13 protein-coding genes are annotated in these 14,372 nt (G+C 63.4%); 10 read left to right on the top strand and 3 right to left on the bottom strand.

Annotated features, from left to right (window positions below; all coding sequences use genetic code 11):
* Positions 1–92 precede the first annotated feature (92 nt).
* From NCT04_RS09940 to NCT04_RS09930, 3 genes are all read left to right on the top strand, one after another.
* Positions 93–1,436, top strand: a complete 1,344-nt coding sequence (locus NCT04_RS09940) for a cytochrome-c peroxidase (RefSeq protein WP_250465230.1) — start codon at positions 93–95, stop codon at positions 1,434–1,436.
* 153 nt (positions 1,437–1,589) lie between these two features.
* Positions 1,590–1,988, top strand: coding sequence for an RT0821/Lpp0805 family surface protein (locus NCT04_RS09935; RefSeq protein WP_244825701.1), 399 nt, complete (start codon positions 1,590–1,592; stop codon positions 1,986–1,988).
* A 36-nt stretch (positions 1,989–2,024) separates the two neighbouring features.
* A complete protein-coding gene (locus NCT04_RS09930) occupies positions 2,025–2,474 on the top strand; it encodes an NUDIX hydrolase (protein WP_250465229.1) in 450 nt (149 codons plus the stop codon).
* A gap of 2 nt (positions 2,475–2,476) precedes the next feature.
* On the opposite strand, the gene NCT04_RS09925 is transcribed toward NCT04_RS09930, so the two are convergent.
* Both NCT04_RS09925 and NCT04_RS09920 read right to left on the bottom strand, forming a co-directional pair.
* Entirely contained in the window at positions 2,477–3,460 is a 984-nt protein-coding gene (locus NCT04_RS09925; protein ID WP_244825699.1) for a transporter substrate-binding domain-containing protein, read from the bottom strand.
* A gap of 123 nt (positions 3,461–3,583) precedes the next feature.
* On the bottom strand, positions 3,584–5,293 hold the full coding sequence (locus tag NCT04_RS09920) for a glutamine--tRNA ligase/YqeY domain fusion protein (protein ID WP_250465228.1): 1,710 nt from the start codon (positions 5,291–5,293) through the stop codon (positions 3,584–3,586).
* Positions 5,294–5,667: 374 nt separating this feature from the next.
* Here NCT04_RS09920 and NCT04_RS09915 point away from each other — a divergent pair, with 374 nt between their 5' ends.
* Positions 5,668–5,868, top strand: coding sequence for an ornithine carbamoyltransferase (locus NCT04_RS09915; RefSeq protein WP_244825697.1), 201 nt, complete (start codon positions 5,668–5,670; stop codon positions 5,866–5,868).
* 16 nt (positions 5,869–5,884) lie between these two features.
* Here NCT04_RS09915 and NCT04_RS09910 read toward each other — a convergent pair whose 3' ends face one another.
* Positions 5,885–7,105, bottom strand: a complete 1,221-nt coding sequence (locus tag NCT04_RS09910) for a CaiB/BaiF CoA transferase family protein (protein WP_250465227.1) — start codon at positions 7,103–7,105, stop codon at positions 5,885–5,887.
* 251 nt (positions 7,106–7,356) lie between these two features.
* Between NCT04_RS09910 and alaS the strand changes: the two genes are divergently transcribed.
* The 6 genes from alaS (at position 7,357) to NCT04_RS09880 (ending at position 14,308) form a co-directional block, all read left to right on the top strand.
* On the top strand, positions 7,357–9,981 hold the full coding sequence (gene alaS, locus NCT04_RS09905; RefSeq protein WP_250465226.1) for an alanine--tRNA ligase: 2,625 nt from the start codon (positions 7,357–7,359) through the stop codon (positions 9,979–9,981).
* 124 nt (positions 9,982–10,105) lie between these two features.
* The gene (locus tag NCT04_RS09900) at positions 10,106–10,342 is read left to right on the top strand and encodes a hypothetical protein (RefSeq protein WP_244825693.1); all 237 of its coding nucleotides are present in this window, start codon (positions 10,106–10,108) and stop codon (positions 10,340–10,342) included.
* Positions 10,343–10,743: 401 nt separating this feature from the next.
* Positions 10,744–11,781 (top strand): threonine aldolase family protein, encoded by a 1,038-nt coding sequence (locus NCT04_RS09895; protein WP_244828077.1) that lies wholly within the window; start codon positions 10,744–10,746, stop codon positions 11,779–11,781.
* 17 nt (positions 11,782–11,798) lie between these two features.
* Positions 11,799–12,236, top strand: coding sequence for an acyl-CoA thioesterase (locus NCT04_RS09890; RefSeq protein WP_244825692.1), 438 nt, complete (start codon positions 11,799–11,801; stop codon positions 12,234–12,236).
* 70 nt (positions 12,237–12,306) lie between these two features.
* Positions 12,307–13,188 carry a branched-chain amino acid ABC transporter permease gene (locus tag NCT04_RS09885; protein WP_250465305.1) on the top strand — a complete coding sequence of 294 codons (882 nt, stop codon included), beginning with the start codon at positions 12,307–12,309 and terminating at the stop codon, positions 13,186–13,188.
* Positions 13,181–14,308 (top strand): branched-chain amino acid ABC transporter permease, encoded by a 1,128-nt coding sequence (locus NCT04_RS09880; protein WP_250465225.1) that lies wholly within the window; start codon positions 13,181–13,183, stop codon positions 14,306–14,308. The genes NCT04_RS09885 and NCT04_RS09880 overlap by 8 nt, the downstream gene beginning before the upstream one ends.
* The last annotated feature ends 64 nt before the right edge of the window (positions 14,309–14,372 follow it).

The raw sequence follows: 14,372 nt of genomic DNA, 5'->3' as shown, positions 1-14,372 counted from the left end.
TAACCATCATGCGTTGCCCTCCATATGACGGCGTCGGCGCTTGTCACATGAGAGACACATGAGCGTCATACCCTGCGGCATCTTTCAATTTCATGCGTCCGCAATCCATGCCTTCGATGCGTCTGCCGTTCGTTTTATGTTCCCTGTTGCTGGCCGCCTTTTCCGTCGCGTTGAGCGGATGCGATTCCCACGCAGCCGATCTGGCAAAGGCTCCGGCACAAGCCGCGCCATCGAAAGGGCAGTCGCGCGCGGAGGTTTTCGCGCAAGTGAAGGCAATGCAGACGGTCGGCGAGAAGCTCTTCATGGACCCGTCGCTGTCAGGCTCCGGCAAGCTCGCGTGTGCGTCCTGTCATAGTCCGAGTCATGCTTTCGGTCCGCCTAACGCGTTCTCCGTGCAGCTGGGCGGCAGCGATATGCATCGGCCTGGCTTTCGGGCGGTGCCGTCGCTCAAGTACTTGCAGTCCGTGCCGCAATTCGCCGAGCACTTCCACGATTCCGACGACGAAGGCGACGAAAGTGTCGATGCCGGGCCGACCGGCGGGCTGACGTGGGACGGCCGCGCGGACCATGGCGCGGACCAGGCGCGCATTCCGCTGCTGTCGTCGTTCGAGATGGGCAGCACGCCCGCGAAGGTCGCAGCGGCGGTCCGGGCGGCGCCTTATGCGGACGATGTCCGCCGCGCGTTCGGTGCGAGCGTATTCGATAGCGACGACCGTCTGTTCGCCTCCGTGCTGAGTTCGCTGGAAGCGTTCGAGCAGACGCCGCAGAAGTTCTTCCCCTATACGAGCAAGTTCGACGCGTTCCTTGCCGGCCGCGCAAAGCTCAACGACGCCGAGATGCACGGCCTGCAGCTCTTCAACGACGAGAGCAAGGGCAATTGCGCGGCGTGTCATATCAGCCAGCGCGCGAAGGACGGCACACCGCCGCAGTTCAGCGACTTCGGCCTGATCGCCATCGGCGTGCCGCGTAATCGCGCATTGCCGATCAACAAGAATCCGAACTTTCACGATCTGGGCGCATGCGGACCCGAGCGCACCGATCTGAAGGGCCGCGACGAGTTCTGCGGACTCTTTCGCACGCCGTCGCTGCGCAACGTGGCGACGCGCAAGACCTTCTTCCACAACGGCATCTATCATTCGCTCGATGAAGTCGTGCGCTTCTATGTCGAGCGCGATACGAACCCGGAGAAGTTCTATCCGGTCTCGAAGAAGGGCGCGGTGCAAAAGTTCGACGATTTGCCGCGCAAGTACTGGGAGAACGTGAATACCGAGGCGCCGTTCGATCGCAAGCGCGGCGACAAGCCCGCACTCGACGAGGCCGAGATCAAGGACGTGGTCGCCTTCCTCGGCACGCTCACCGACGGCTACGATCCCGCCACCGACAAGAATTCGCAAAAGGGCACGGCGATCCAGGACATGAAGGCGGCATCGAACTAAAGCCCGCGATATAGCCCGCAAGGCGGCCGATCGCCTTGTGTCATGCTATCCTCGTTGCGGCCCTCAAAGGCCCGAGCGCGCGGTTTTGCCGCCGCTCGTCATACGCGCCTCGTCTACGGCGCCGTATCGAACGCATTGCAACGAGGAGAATCTATGCCGATCGAATATCGACCGCTGGCGCGCGCCTGCATCCGGACATTGACGGCCACCGTGCTCGTCGCCGCGAGCGCTTCGGCGTTTGCGGCCAATCTGGGTTTTCTGAACAACACGCCCATCACCTACATGAAGCAGCGCGACTTGCAGGCGCTCAACCGCGCCGCGCAGACCGCGCTCGAAACCAAGAAGGACGGCGAATCGCTCGACTGGGACAACAAGGACGCGGGCAATACCGTGCCGGTCCACGGCACCATCACGCCGCGCGAGACCTTCGAAGACGCGGGTCTCAAGTGCCGCAAGGTCGAGATCGTGGCCATTGCGAAGGGGCAGACGCAGACCTGGACGCCGTCTGCCTGCAAGCAGGCGAGCGGCAAGTGGCAACTCAAGAAGCAATGACGTGAGGGTTTGCATGTTGAACGGAGCCGTCGCGCGATGACCGCCCGTACCGTATCGTGCGGCGTGGTGATCCTGAACCCGCGGGGCGACGTGCTCCTGTGCCACGCGACCGAAACCACGCATTGGGACGTGCCGAAAGGACAGGGCGATCCCGGCGAGGCGCCTATCGACGCGGCCTTGCGCGAGTTGCGCGAGGAAACGGGCATCGTGCTGCCGGCCGCGCGTCTCAAAGACCTCGGACGCTTTGTGTATCGTCGCGACAAGGACTTGCATCTCTTCGCCGTGCGCGTGAGCGACGACGAAGTGAAGCTCGAAGACTGCGTGTGCGAATCGTATTTTCCGCGCTACAGCGACGGCACCATGATTCCCGAGATGGACGGCTATCGCTGGGTCAGTCCCGCCGACGTGGACAGCTTCGCGAGCCGCAGCCTCGCGAAGCTCTTTCAAACCACGCTGTCATTGGCCGAACTGCACGACACACTCTGAATTCATTCGGCAAGATGGTCGGTCGGATTGGCGAACAGCGCTTTCATGTCCGCCGATAACGGAAACTGCAGATTGATGCCGTCCGGCGGAATGGGCTGCATGAACCAGGTGTCGTAGAGCTTCTTCGCTTCGCCCGAGCGCTGCATGCCGGCGATCACATCGTCGACGATGCGTTTGAACTCGGGATCGCCCTTGCGCATCATGCAGCCGTACGATTCATTGGAAAGCGATTCGCCCGTCACCATGTAGTCGCGGCGCGCCGCGCCTTCCTGCGCGATCTTGCCGTAGAGCAGCGGGTCGTCCATCACGAAGGCGACTGCGCGGTCGCTCTTGAGCGCCTGAAATGCCTCGGCATGATCGCGCGCACTGATGATACGCAGATTCAGCTTGCGCTCGATGCTCATCTCCCGCAGCAGCCGTTCGTCCGACGTGCCTGCCGTGGTGGAGACGGTCTTGCCCGCGAGATCGTCGTAATCGCGAATGCCCGATTTGCGCTTCACGACCATGCGAATGCCGTACAAAAAGAAACTGTTGGAAAACGCGACCAGCGGATCGCGCTCGGCCAGATGCGCGGTGCTGCCGCATTCCAGATCGACCTGATTGTTCACCACGTAGGAAATGCGGTTCGACGAGGTCACGACCACGTTCTTCACCGTGAGATTCGGCATGTTGAGCCGGCGCTTCACTTCATCGACGACTTTGAGCGCAATGTCGTAGGAGTAGCCGACCGGCTGCTGCTTGTTCAGATAAGAAAACGGCACCGACGATTCACGCGCGCCCAGGACGATCGCGCCGTTCTCGGCGATCTTGCGCAGCGTGGCCGAAGGCGGAAGCTGATCGACGGCGGCCTGCGCGGAAGCGAGCTCTTTCGCCGTGGCGGCCCATGCCGGAGAGCAGAAAGACAGCGCGGCGGACGTCGCGATGCAAACGTTTCCGACAATGACCCGGAACGCGCCCGCTCGCGGCGCGCTTGAGTACTGCTTCATGGATGTCCTCGCTGGAAGCGCGTGTTGCTGGCCCTCTGTTTGTCTTGTTCGCACCGCGGATGCGGGACCGGACGCCGCCTCTTGCGTGCGGCGCCCGTTACTCTGCAACTAAAACTGCGACGCTCAGGCAGGCTTGCCCCAGCTATCGCGCAAGCTGACGATACGGTTGAACACCGGCTTGCGCGGTTGCGAATCCAGACGGTCCGCGACAAAATAGCCGTGGCGCTCGAACTGGAAGCGGTCTTCGGCGTTGGCTTCGCGCGCGCTGGGTTCCAAAAACGCATTGACGATGCGCTTCGAATCCGGATTCAACGCATCCAGAAATTCCGCGCCACCCGCGCCCGGTTGCGGCTCCTTGAACAGGCGGTCGTAGATCCGCACTTCGGCCGCGTAGGCCGTCGCGGCGCTGACCCAGTGGATCGTGCCCTTGACCTTGTACGCGTTCGCGCCGTCCGTGCCCGACTTGCTGTCCGGGAAGTAGTTGCAATGCACGGCGATCACCTTGCCGTTCTCGTCCTTGTCCGCGCCCGTGCACTCCACCACGAAGCCGTACTTGAGCCGCACCTTGTTGCCGGGGAAAAGGCGGAAGTAGCCCTTCTGCGGCGATTCCTGAAAGTCTTCGCGTTCTATCCACAATTCGCGCGACAACGGAAATTTGCGCGTGCCGCGGTCAGCATGATGCGGATGCACGGGCGCGCTGCATTCCTCGCTTTGTCCTTCCGGATAATTGTCGATGATGAGCTTGAGCGGATCGAGCACCGCGATTGCGCGCGGGGCTTTCTCGTCGAGATCGTCGCGCAGCGCGCCTTCGAGCACGCTCATGTCGATCCACGAATCGACCTTGGTCACGCCCACGCGTTCCACCATCAAGCGGATGCTTTCCGGCGTGAAGCCACGGCGGCGCACGCCCACGATGGTCGGCATGCGCGGGTCGTCCCAGCCGTCCACGTGATTCTCCTGCACGAGTTGCAGGAGCTTGCGCTTGCTCGTGATGGCGTACGTCAGATTCAGGCGCGAGAATTCGATCTGCTGCGGCAGCGGACGCGCGAACACGCCGTCGTCGGCGAGTTGCGCCAGGAACCAGTCGTAGAGTGGCCGGTGATCCTCGAACTCCAGCGTGCACAGCGAGTGCGTGATGTTTTCAAGCGCGTCCGACACGCAATGCGCGTAGTCGTACATCGGGTAGATGCACCACTTGTCGCCCGTGCGGTAGTGGTGCGCGAAGCGGATGCGGTAGATGACCGGATCGCGCATGTTGAAGTTCGGCGCCGCCATGTCGATCTTCGCGCGCAGCACGTGCTCGCCTTCCTTGAACTCGCCCGCCTTCATGCGGCGGAAGAGGTCGAGGTTTTCATCGGGCGTGCGGTCGCGATACGGCGAGTTGATGCCCGCTTCGGTTGCCGAGCCGCGCGTGGCGCGCATTTCCTCGGCGGTCTGGCTATCGACGTAGGCCTGGCCTTTCTTGATGAGCAGCTCGGCGCATTCGTACAGCTTGTCGTAGTAGTCGCTCGCGAAGTATTTGTGTTCGCGGCCGTCCTTGTTCCACTCGAAGCCTAGCCACTCGACCGCGTCGATGATCGAATCCACGTACTCGACGCTTTCCTTCTCGGGGTTCGTGTCGTCGAAACGCAGATGGCATACGCCGCCGTAATCCGCGGCCAGCCCGAAGTTCACGCAGATGCTTTTCGCGTGACCGATATGCAGATAACCGTTCGGCTCGGGTGGGAAGCGGGTCTCGACACGCTGCGACCACTTACCTGAACGGTTGTCGTCTTCGATGATGTTGCGAATGAAATTGGATGGCGCCGGGGCGTCGTTGCGATCGGTGTTCATGCGAAAAGAAGTGCCAACGGATGCGCTCGCGTGTGATCGGTTCGGGATACGTTCCTCGCGGCTCGGAACGCGTTCGATTGCTAGGTATATCGGGATGATTCTACCTTACGCAACCCGCGCGGGCAGGCGCTCGCGGGTTTCGCCGATGCCGCGTTTCCATGCGCCGCGGATCGGCCTGCATATTCCGGCTCCCGCGTTACACCTGTGAAGCACTTATTCGGTCACCGTAACGAGGGTAACGGAAGGTAAATCGCGTTGTGGGCGGGGCGCGCGGGCTTTTATGATCGGCTCGCCGGTCGGGTTGCAAGCCGGCAAGCGGTGCCGACTACAAGACATCACAACGACAACACAACGACAACACAGGGAATTCGACCATGAACAAGATCATCAAGCTCGCGGCGGTGGCCGCGCTCGTGACGAGCCTCACAGCCTGCGCGGGCGTGTCGCGTCAGCAGGCTCACGCGGCCATCGGCGCGGGCGCGGGCGGGGCGCTCGGCTACGTGCTCACGGGCGGGCCGCTCGGGACCATCGCCGGGGCGGCGGCGGGCGGGCTGATCGGCGCGGGAACGCGTTGATACCGGCGTATCGCGCTCAAATCACCTTGCCCTCCCGCAACTGCGTAATGCGCGCATCGTCGTAACCGAGCACGTCCTTGAGCACGCTCGTGGTGTGTTCACCGAGCATCGGCGGATGCGTGCGTGCTTCGGGCGGCGTCGCGCTCATTTTGATGGGGCTTGCCACGAGCTTCACGTCGCCGCCTTCCGGATGCGGCAGATCGATACGCATCCTGCGCGCCAGCACTTGCGGGTCGTCGAACACTTCACCGAGATCGTTGATCGGGCCGCACGGCACGCCCGCCGCTTCCAGCGCGGCGAGCCATTCGTGCTTGCCGCGCGTGGCGACCATGTCGGCGAGAAGCGGCACGAGCACGTCGCGATTGCGCACGCGTGACGGGTTCTTCGCGAAGCGCGGATCGTCGGCGAGATGCGCGCATGCGCCTGCCTCGACGAATTTGCGAAACTGCCCGTCGTTGCCGACCGCGACGATGATCCAGCCATCGCTCGTCTGAAACGTCTGGTACGGCACGATGTTCGGATGCGCGTTGCCCCAGCGCACCGGCGGCTTGCCGCTCGCGAGATAGTTGGTGTTCATGTTGGCGAGCATGGCGACCTGCACGTCGAGCAGCGCCATGTCGATATATTGCCCTTCGCCCGTGCGATCCCGGTGCGAGAGCGCCGCCAGCACGCCGACTGTCGCGTACATGCCGGTCATGAGGTCGGCGATGGCGACGCCTGCCTTTTGCGGACCGCCGCCGGGTTGTCCGTCGCGCTCGCCGGTGATGCTCATGAAGCCGCCAATGCCCTGAATGATGAAATCGTAGCCCGCGCGCTCCGCATATGGACCGGTCTGCCCGAAGCCTGTTACCGAGCAATAGACGATATCCGGCTTCACTTCTTTCAGCGATTCATAGTCGAGCCCGTACTTCTTCAACTGACCGACCTTGTAGTTCTCCAGCACGACATCGCTTCGAGCGGCCAGCGCGCGCACGATCCGCTGACCTTCGTCGCTCGCGATATCGACTGTCACCGAGCGCTTGTTGCGGTTTGCCGCGAGATAGTAGGCGGCCTCGCGCGTGTCTTCGCCATCGGGCTTCTTGAGATAGGGCGGGCCCCAGTGACGGGTGTCGTCGCCGGTTTCGGGCCGCTCGATCTTGATGACCTCCGCGCCCAGGTCGGCGAGCGTCTGCGCGCACCACGGTCCCGCGAGCACGCGGGTCAGGTCGAGTACGCGGATATGGCTGAGTGCTCCCATGCGTCGTGTCTCTCGTCTCGGGTTTGGTTTCTGACCACGCGACTGTCGCATAGAACGGACGGGCGCGCGAGGGCGCTTTATCCGTTGCAGACGCCTGCCGCGCCCCGGTTCGGCACCGCGAATCCCGTATAATCAAAAATTACTCGGAATAGCCTTAAGTCTTGCCGAAACCCGCATCAGAAGGGCTTCAAACGGGCTTTACCAAGGCTTCGTCAGAAAACCAGCAGAACACGCAAAACGCCCCGTACGCCATGAAAGCCGCCGAAATACGCGAGAAATTCCTGAAGTTTTTCGAATCGAAGGGACATACGATCGTCCGTTCGTCGAGCCTCGTGCCGGGCAACGACCCGACGCTGCTCTTCACCAACTCGGGCATGGTCCAGTTCAAGGACGTGTTCCTCGGCGCCGAAGCGCGGCCGTACTCGCGCGCAACCACCGCGCAGCGCAGCGTGCGCGCGGGCGGCAAGCATAACGATCTGGAGAACGTCGGCTATACGGCGCGGCATCACACGTTCTTCGAGATGCTCGGCAACTTCTCGTTCGGCGACTACTTCAAGCGCGACGCCATCCACTACTGCTGGGAGCTGTTGACGAAGGTCTACATGCTGCCGCCGGAAAAGCTCACCGTCACGGTCTATCAGGAAGACGACGAAGCGTACGCCATCTGGGAAAAGGAAATCGGCGTGCCGGCGGAACGCATCATCCGCATCGGCGACAACAAGGGCGCGCGCTACGCATCCGACAACTTCTGGCAAATGGCCGACACCGGCCCGTGCGGTCCGTGCTCCGAAGTGTTCTACGACCACGGTCCGGAAATCTGGGGCGGCCCGCCGGGATCGCCGGAGGAAGACGGCGACCGCTTCATCGAGATCTGGAATCTCGTGTTCATGCAGTTCAACCGCGACGCGCAAGGCAACATGACGCCGCTGCCCAAGCAGTGCGTCGATACCGGCATGGGCCTCGAACGTCTCGCCGCCGTGCTGCAGCACGTGCACAGCAACTACGAGATCGACCTCTTCCAGACGCTCATCAAGGCCGCGGGCCGCGAGACCCATACGGCCGATCTGGAAAACAACTCGCTGAAGGTCATTGCCGACCATATCCGCGCGTGCTCGTTCCTGATCGTCGATGGCGTGATTCCCGGCAACGAAGGCCGCGGTTACGTGCTGCGCCGTATCGTGCGCCGCGCCATTCGTCATGGCTACAAACTCGGCCGGCGCGGCTCGTTCTTCCACAAGCTCGTGCCGGACCTCGTCGCGGAAATGGGCGCGGCTTACCCCGAACTTGTCGATGCTCAACAGCGCGTCACCGATGTGCTGCGCCAGGAAGAAGAGCGCTTCTTCGAGACCATCGAGCACGGCATGTCGATTCTCGAAGGCGAACTGGCCGAACTCGACAAGAAGGGCGTGAAGCAACTGGACGGCGAACTCGCGTTCAAGCTGCACGATACCTACGGTTTCCCGCTCGATCTCACGGCCGACGTATGCCGCGAACGCGGCGTGACGGTGGACGAACCCGCCTTCGACGACGCCATGGCGCGTCAGCGCGATCAGGCGCGCGCGGCGGGCAAGTTTAAGCTCGCGGCCGGCCTCGAATACTCGGGCGCCAAGACCACGTTCCACGGCTACGAGAAGGAAATCTTCGACGACGCGAAAGTCATCGCGCTTTATGTGGAGGGCGCGTCGGTGAACGAGGCGCAAGCGGGCCAGCAAGCGGTCGTCGTGCTCGATCACACGCCGTTCTATGCGGAATCCGGCGGTCAGGTGGGCGATCAGGGCGTGCTCGCGAATGCCTCCGCGCGCTTCGCGGTGGCAGACACGCTCAAGGTTCAGGCCGATGTCGTCGGCCACCACGGCACGGTGGAGCAGGGCACGCTCAAGGTCGGCGACGTGGTGAAGGCGCAGATCGACGCCATCCGCCGCGCGCGCACCGCACGCAATCACTCGTCCACGCACTTGATGCACAAGGCGTTGCGCGAAGTGCTCGGCGGTCATGTGCAGCAGAAAGGCTCGCTCGTCGACGCCGACAAGACGCGCTTCGACTTCGCACACAACGCGCCGATGACGGACGACGAGATCCGCCGCGTCGAGCAGATCGTCAATCAGGAAGTGCTTGCGAACGCGCCGGGCGTCGTGCGCGTCATGTCTTACGACGAAGCGGTGAAGGGCGGCGCCATGGCGCTCTTCGGCGAGAAGTACGGCGACACGGTGCGCGTGCTGGACCTGGGCTTTTCGCGCGAACTCTGCGGCGGCACACACGTGCAGCGCACGGGCGACATCGGCCTCTTCAAGATCGTGATGGAAGGCGGCGTGGCGGCGGGCATTCGCCGTGTCGAAGCCATCACGGGCGACAATGCCGTGCGCTATGTGCAGGAGCTGGATCAGCGTATCAACGCGGCGGCGGGCGCCCTCAAGGCACAACCGTCCGAACTCACGCAGCGTATCGCGCAGGTTCAGGAGCACGTGAAGTCGCTGGAGAGGGAACTGGGCGCGCTCAAGTCGAAGCTCGCATCGAGCCAGGGTGATGAACTCGTTTCGCAAGCCGTCGATGTCGCGGGCGTTCAAGTGCTCGCCGCGCAACTCGAAGGCGCGGACGTGAAGACGCTGCGCGAAACCGTCGACAAGCTGAAGGACAAGCTCAAGAGCGCGGCTATCGTGCTGGCTTCCGTCGAAGGCGGCAAGGTCAGTCTCATCGCGGGCGTGACGGCGGATGCATCGAAGAAGGTCAAGGCGGGCGAGCTCGTCAACTTCGTCGCGCAGCAAGTGGGCGGCAAGGGCGGCGGCCGTCCCGACATGGCGCAGGCGGGCGGCACGGAACCGGCCAAGCTGCCGGCCGCACTCGCAGGCGTGACAGGCTGGGTGCAGCAGCAGCTTTAAAGCGCGGTGGAAGTGCTTAAAACGGTCCGGTTGGCGAAAGTCACCGGGCCGTTTTTCATTACAGCCTGTCAGGCACATCTCGTGCATCTTCTCCGGTACTTTCAACCAAAAGGGGAGAACAAACATGAACCACAAGATTGCATCGATCGTGCTGGCTGGCGCAATGATCGCCGCCACGGGCGCAGCACAGGCCAAGGGATGTCTCGAAGGCGCGGCAGTCGGCGGCGTGGCGGGGCACGTCGCGGGCAAGCACGGCGTGGTGGGCGCGGCGGGTGGCTGCGCGATCGGCCATCACGAAGCGAACAAGAAGGACAAGGCCGCGCAGCAAGCCAACGCCGCCAGCGGCACGACAGCGAAGTAAGCGCAGCCTCGACCCAAGTTATTGTTTACGCCATAAAGCGCGCCGCCGGCTTCGGTGGCGCGCTTTTTCGTCAGATGACATGTTGAATTGGAGCGGCGCGCTGACGGCACCACGTCGTCGATGCTCGTAGCGGCAAAGCGCAATTCAACACCGATAGCGCAATCGTTCGACGCTGCCCGTCGGTATCCTAAGTGTCGCGCGATTAGAACGGGCGCGGCACACGATCTATCGCTCAATCGCATTCGAATCATGCACGGCGCGATGCGGATAAAATGAGCGGACTGCTTGCACGGCACGCAACGATGGCGACCACGCGATCTTCACTCGTCCCGGGTCACGAAGCTCGTGCAGCGCCTTCCACCAGTCTTCCAGCGAATTCCATGACCGCGCCGAACGAATCCATCCAGCACTTCGCCTCCGACAATTACGCGGGTATCTGCCCCGAAGCGCTCGATGCGCTCGTCAAGGCCAACACCAGCGGCCACGAACCGGCTTACGGCGACGATTCCTGGACCGCGCGCGTGTGCGACCGCATCCGCGATCTGTTCCAGACCGACTGCGAAGTCTTCTTCGTCTTCAATGGCACGGCGGCCAATTCGCTTGCGCTGGCGTCGCTGTGCCAGTCGTATCACTCGGTCATTTGCCACGAACTCGCGCATATCGAAACCGACGAGTGCGGCGGCCCCGAATTCTTCTCCGGCGGCTCCAAGCTCCTGACCGCGAAGGGCGAGAACGGCAAGCTCACGCCCGATGCGATCGAGGAACTCGTCACCCGACGCGCCGATATCCATTATCCGAAGCCGAAAGTCGTCTCGCTCACGCAATCGACGGAAGTGGGCACGGTCTATACCGTCGAGGAAGTGCGCGCGATTGCGGCCATCGCCAAGCGGCGGCACCTGACCGTGCATATGGATGGCGCGCGTTTCGCCAACGCGGTCGCCACGCTCGGCGTGCATCCGTCGGAGATTACGTGGCGCGCGGGCGTCGACGTGCTGTGCTTCGGCGGCACCAAGAACGGCTTGCCGGTCGGCGAAGCGGTCGTGTTTTTCGACAAGGCGCTTGCCGTGGATTTTGCTTATCGGCTGAAACAGGCGGGGCAGCTTGCATCGAAAATGCGCTTCATCTCCGCGCCGTGGCTCGGCTTGCTCGATAACGATGTCTGGCTGCGCAACGCGCGTCACGCCAACTCAATGGCGCAATTAATGGCCGAGCGTCTCGCGAATATTCCCGGCGTACAGGTGCTCTTCAAGCCGGAATCGAACGCGGTGTTCGCGGAATTGCCGCCGCACGTCGCCACCGCCTTGCGCGCGAAAGGCTGGAAGTTCTATCAGTTCATCGGGTCGGGCGGCTGCCGCCTGATGTGCGCATGGGACACGCGCGAGGACACCGTCGAGCGCTTCGCCGACGAAGTTCGCGCACTCGCAGCGATCAACCGCTGATGCAGCCGCCGCCGACGATGAGCAAACCGCAACCCACGCGCCGCGCGGACTATCCGCACTTCCTCACCATCAGCACGCGCTGGTCCGACAACGATGTCTATGGTCATATCAACAACGTCGTCTACTACAGCTACTTCGATACCGTCGTGAACGAGTATCTGCTGCGCTCGGGCGTGCTCGACTTCGCGGGCGGCGAGACGATCGGGCTCGTCGTGGAAACGCGCTGCAATTTCTTCGAGTCGGTTTCGTTTCCCGATCTGATCGATGCGGGCTTGCGCGTGGAAAAGCTCGGCACGACGAGCGTGCGCTACGAGGTCGGCATCTTCACGCAAGGCGCAAAGAGCGCGGCGGCGCAAGGCCATTTCGTGCATGTCTATGTAAACCGCATGACGCGCCGGCCGGTGCCTTTGCCCGAGCGTCTCGTCGATGCCTTGAAGCCGCTCGTCAACGCTTGAGGATTGTTCCGTGCTTCAGTGGTTCAGCGTGAGCCTGCTCAACGGCGTGAGCGTCGGGCTGCTGCTCTTCATGCTCTGTGCGGGCCTCACGCTCATCTTCTCGATGCTCGGCGTGCTCAACTTCGCGCACGCGAGCTTCTATATGCTCGGCGCGTATGTCGGTCAGGCGCTGGCTTCGTATGGCGGATTCTGGCTGGCACTCGTCGTGGCGCCTTTGATCGTCGGCTGCGCGGGGGCGTTGTTCGAGCGCTATCTGCTCAAGCGCGTGCATGCGCGCGGCGCGCTCGCCGAGTTGCTGCTCACGTTCGGCGCGGCCATCGTGATAGGCGAGGGCGTGAAGCTCGTATGGGGGCTCGGACCGTTGCCCGCGACGATTCCCTCCGTGCTCGAAGGGCCGCTCTTCACCTGGTACGGCGCCGCGTTTCCACGCTATCGCGTGTTCATGATGCTGCTTGCCATCCTCATGCTCGGCGCGTTGCATGTCGTGCTGCGCGTATCGAAGACGGGGCTCGTGGTGCGCGCGGCGCTCACGCATTCCGCGACCGTCGAAACGCTCGGCCACGATGTCCCGCGCGTCTTCACGACGGTGTTCGCCGCCGGCACGGCGCTGGCGGCGCTCGCGGGCGTGATCGGCGCGCCGCTTGCCGTGCTCGAACCGTCGATGGCCGATGCCGTCGGTCCCATCGTGTTCGTCGTCGTGGTCATCGGCGGGCTGGGCTCGCTTTCGGGGGCGCTCGTCGCGTCGCTCTTGATCGGCTGCGTGCAGACATTCGCCGTGGGCACGACGGCATCGGCGGGGAGCATTGCTGCCTGGTTCGGCGTGCGTTTGCCGGACGCTTGGGCCACGCTCACCGTCGCGCAACTCGCGCCCGTGCTGCCGTACCTGTTGCTCGTCGCGATGCTGGCGGCGCGTCCACGCGGACTCTTCGGTGAAGAGACGCGCGATGCTTAAGTCGCTCGCGCCGTGGCTCGCACTCGTCGCGGCGCTTGCGCTACCGCCGCTTTGCTTCGATCGATCCTGGCTGCTTGCGTATCTCGCGCAGACGGCGACGCTCATCGTCTTCGCGCTCTCGTACAACTTGCTGCTCGGGCAGACGGGCTTGCTTTCCTTCGGTCACGCGGTTTATGCGGGGTTCGGCGCTTTCGCCGCCGCGCATGTGTTCAATCGCTTTGGCGTGCCGTTGCCATTGCTGCCATTGATCGGCGGATGCTTTGCGGTGCTCGCGGCCATCGTCTTCGGCGCGATCTCGACGCAACGCGGCGGCACGGCTTTCGCGATGATCACGCTAGGCATCGGCGAATTGGTTGCGGCAAGCGTCTGGCTCGTGCCGGGCTGGTTCGGCGGCGAGGGTGGCGTAGCGATCGATCGCGCGAGCGGCGCTGCGCTCTTCGGATGGACATTCGGCCCGTTGCGGCAGGCGTATGCGTTGATCGCGTGCTGGTGTGTCGTGTCGGCTTGCGCGATGTTCGCGTTCTCTCGCACGCCGCTTTGTCGCCTCGCCAACGCCGTGCGCGACAATCCCGTGCGCGCGGCGGCGATAGGCGCGTCGCCACGGCGCGTGCGCTTCACGATGCTCGTCGTATCCGCGTTCTTCGCGGGCATTGCAGGCGTGTTGTCGCTCGTGAATGTCGAACTGGCATCGGCGGAAAGCGTCGGGCTTGCGAGATCGACGAGCGTGCTGGTGGCGACGGTCATCGGCGGGACCGGAAGCTTCTTTGGGCCGATTGCCGGGGCGGTGCTGCTCACGTTTTTCAGCGTGGCGGTGGCGAGCGTATCCGCTGCCTGGCCGATGTATCTCGGACTGTGCTTCGTGTGGGTGATCGTCGCGGTGCCCGATGGCGTCGCTGGCTTCTTCACGCGCATGCGCACGCGCCCGCTTCGTTCGACCATGTATGCCATGTCGAGCACGCTGGCGTTCGGTGCGGCCGTGGTCGTCGCGGTGGAGACGCTCTATGCGCGACAAGCGGATGCAAGCGCGTTGCCGCACGGCGTTTGGTGGATCGCGTTGCCTTGCTTGGCGCTCGGCGTTGGGCTCGCGTGGATCGATCGACGGGCGCGGGGCGTGCGATGAACGTGGGCCTTGAACCGCGTAAATTCGGCGAGCGCTTCAGGGCGATGTTTGCCGCCGGTCGCAA

The organism is Caballeronia sp. GAFFF2 (assembly GCF_023631485.1).
GTDB lineage: Bacteria > Pseudomonadota > Gammaproteobacteria > Burkholderiales > Burkholderiaceae > Caballeronia.
This window is presented reverse-complemented; position numbering and strand designations above follow the sequence as displayed.

Coding starts and splice junctions, on each gene's coding strand:
- NCT04_RS09940 (WP_250465230.1), top strand. CDS start 93: ATGCGTCCGCAATCCATGCCTTCGATGCGTCTGCCGTTCGTTTTATGT.
- NCT04_RS09935 (WP_244825701.1), top strand. CDS start 1,590: ATGCCGATCGAATATCGACCGCTGGCGCGCGCCTGCATCCGGACATTG.
- NCT04_RS09930 (WP_250465229.1), top strand. CDS start 2,025: ATGACCGCCCGTACCGTATCGTGCGGCGTGGTGATCCTGAACCCGCGG.
- NCT04_RS09925 (WP_244825699.1), bottom strand. CDS start 3,460: ATGAAGCAGTACTCAAGCGCGCCGCGAGCGGGCGCGTTCCGGGTCATT.
- NCT04_RS09920 (WP_250465228.1), bottom strand. CDS start 5,293: ATGAACACCGATCGCAACGACGCCCCGGCGCCATCCAATTTCATTCGC.
- NCT04_RS09915 (WP_244825697.1), top strand. CDS start 5,668: ATGAACAAGATCATCAAGCTCGCGGCGGTGGCCGCGCTCGTGACGAGC.
- NCT04_RS09910 (WP_250465227.1), bottom strand. CDS start 7,105: ATGGGAGCACTCAGCCATATCCGCGTACTCGACCTGACCCGCGTGCTC.
- alaS (WP_250465226.1), top strand. CDS start 7,357: ATGAAAGCCGCCGAAATACGCGAGAAATTCCTGAAGTTTTTCGAATCG.
- NCT04_RS09900 (WP_244825693.1), top strand. CDS start 10,106: ATGAACCACAAGATTGCATCGATCGTGCTGGCTGGCGCAATGATCGCC.
- NCT04_RS09890 (WP_244825692.1), top strand. CDS start 11,799: ATGAGCAAACCGCAACCCACGCGCCGCGCGGACTATCCGCACTTCCTC.
- NCT04_RS09885 (WP_250465305.1), top strand. CDS start 12,307: ATGCTCTGTGCGGGCCTCACGCTCATCTTCTCGATGCTCGGCGTGCTC.
- NCT04_RS09880 (WP_250465225.1), top strand. CDS start 13,181: ATGCTTAAGTCGCTCGCGCCGTGGCTCGCACTCGTCGCGGCGCTTGCG.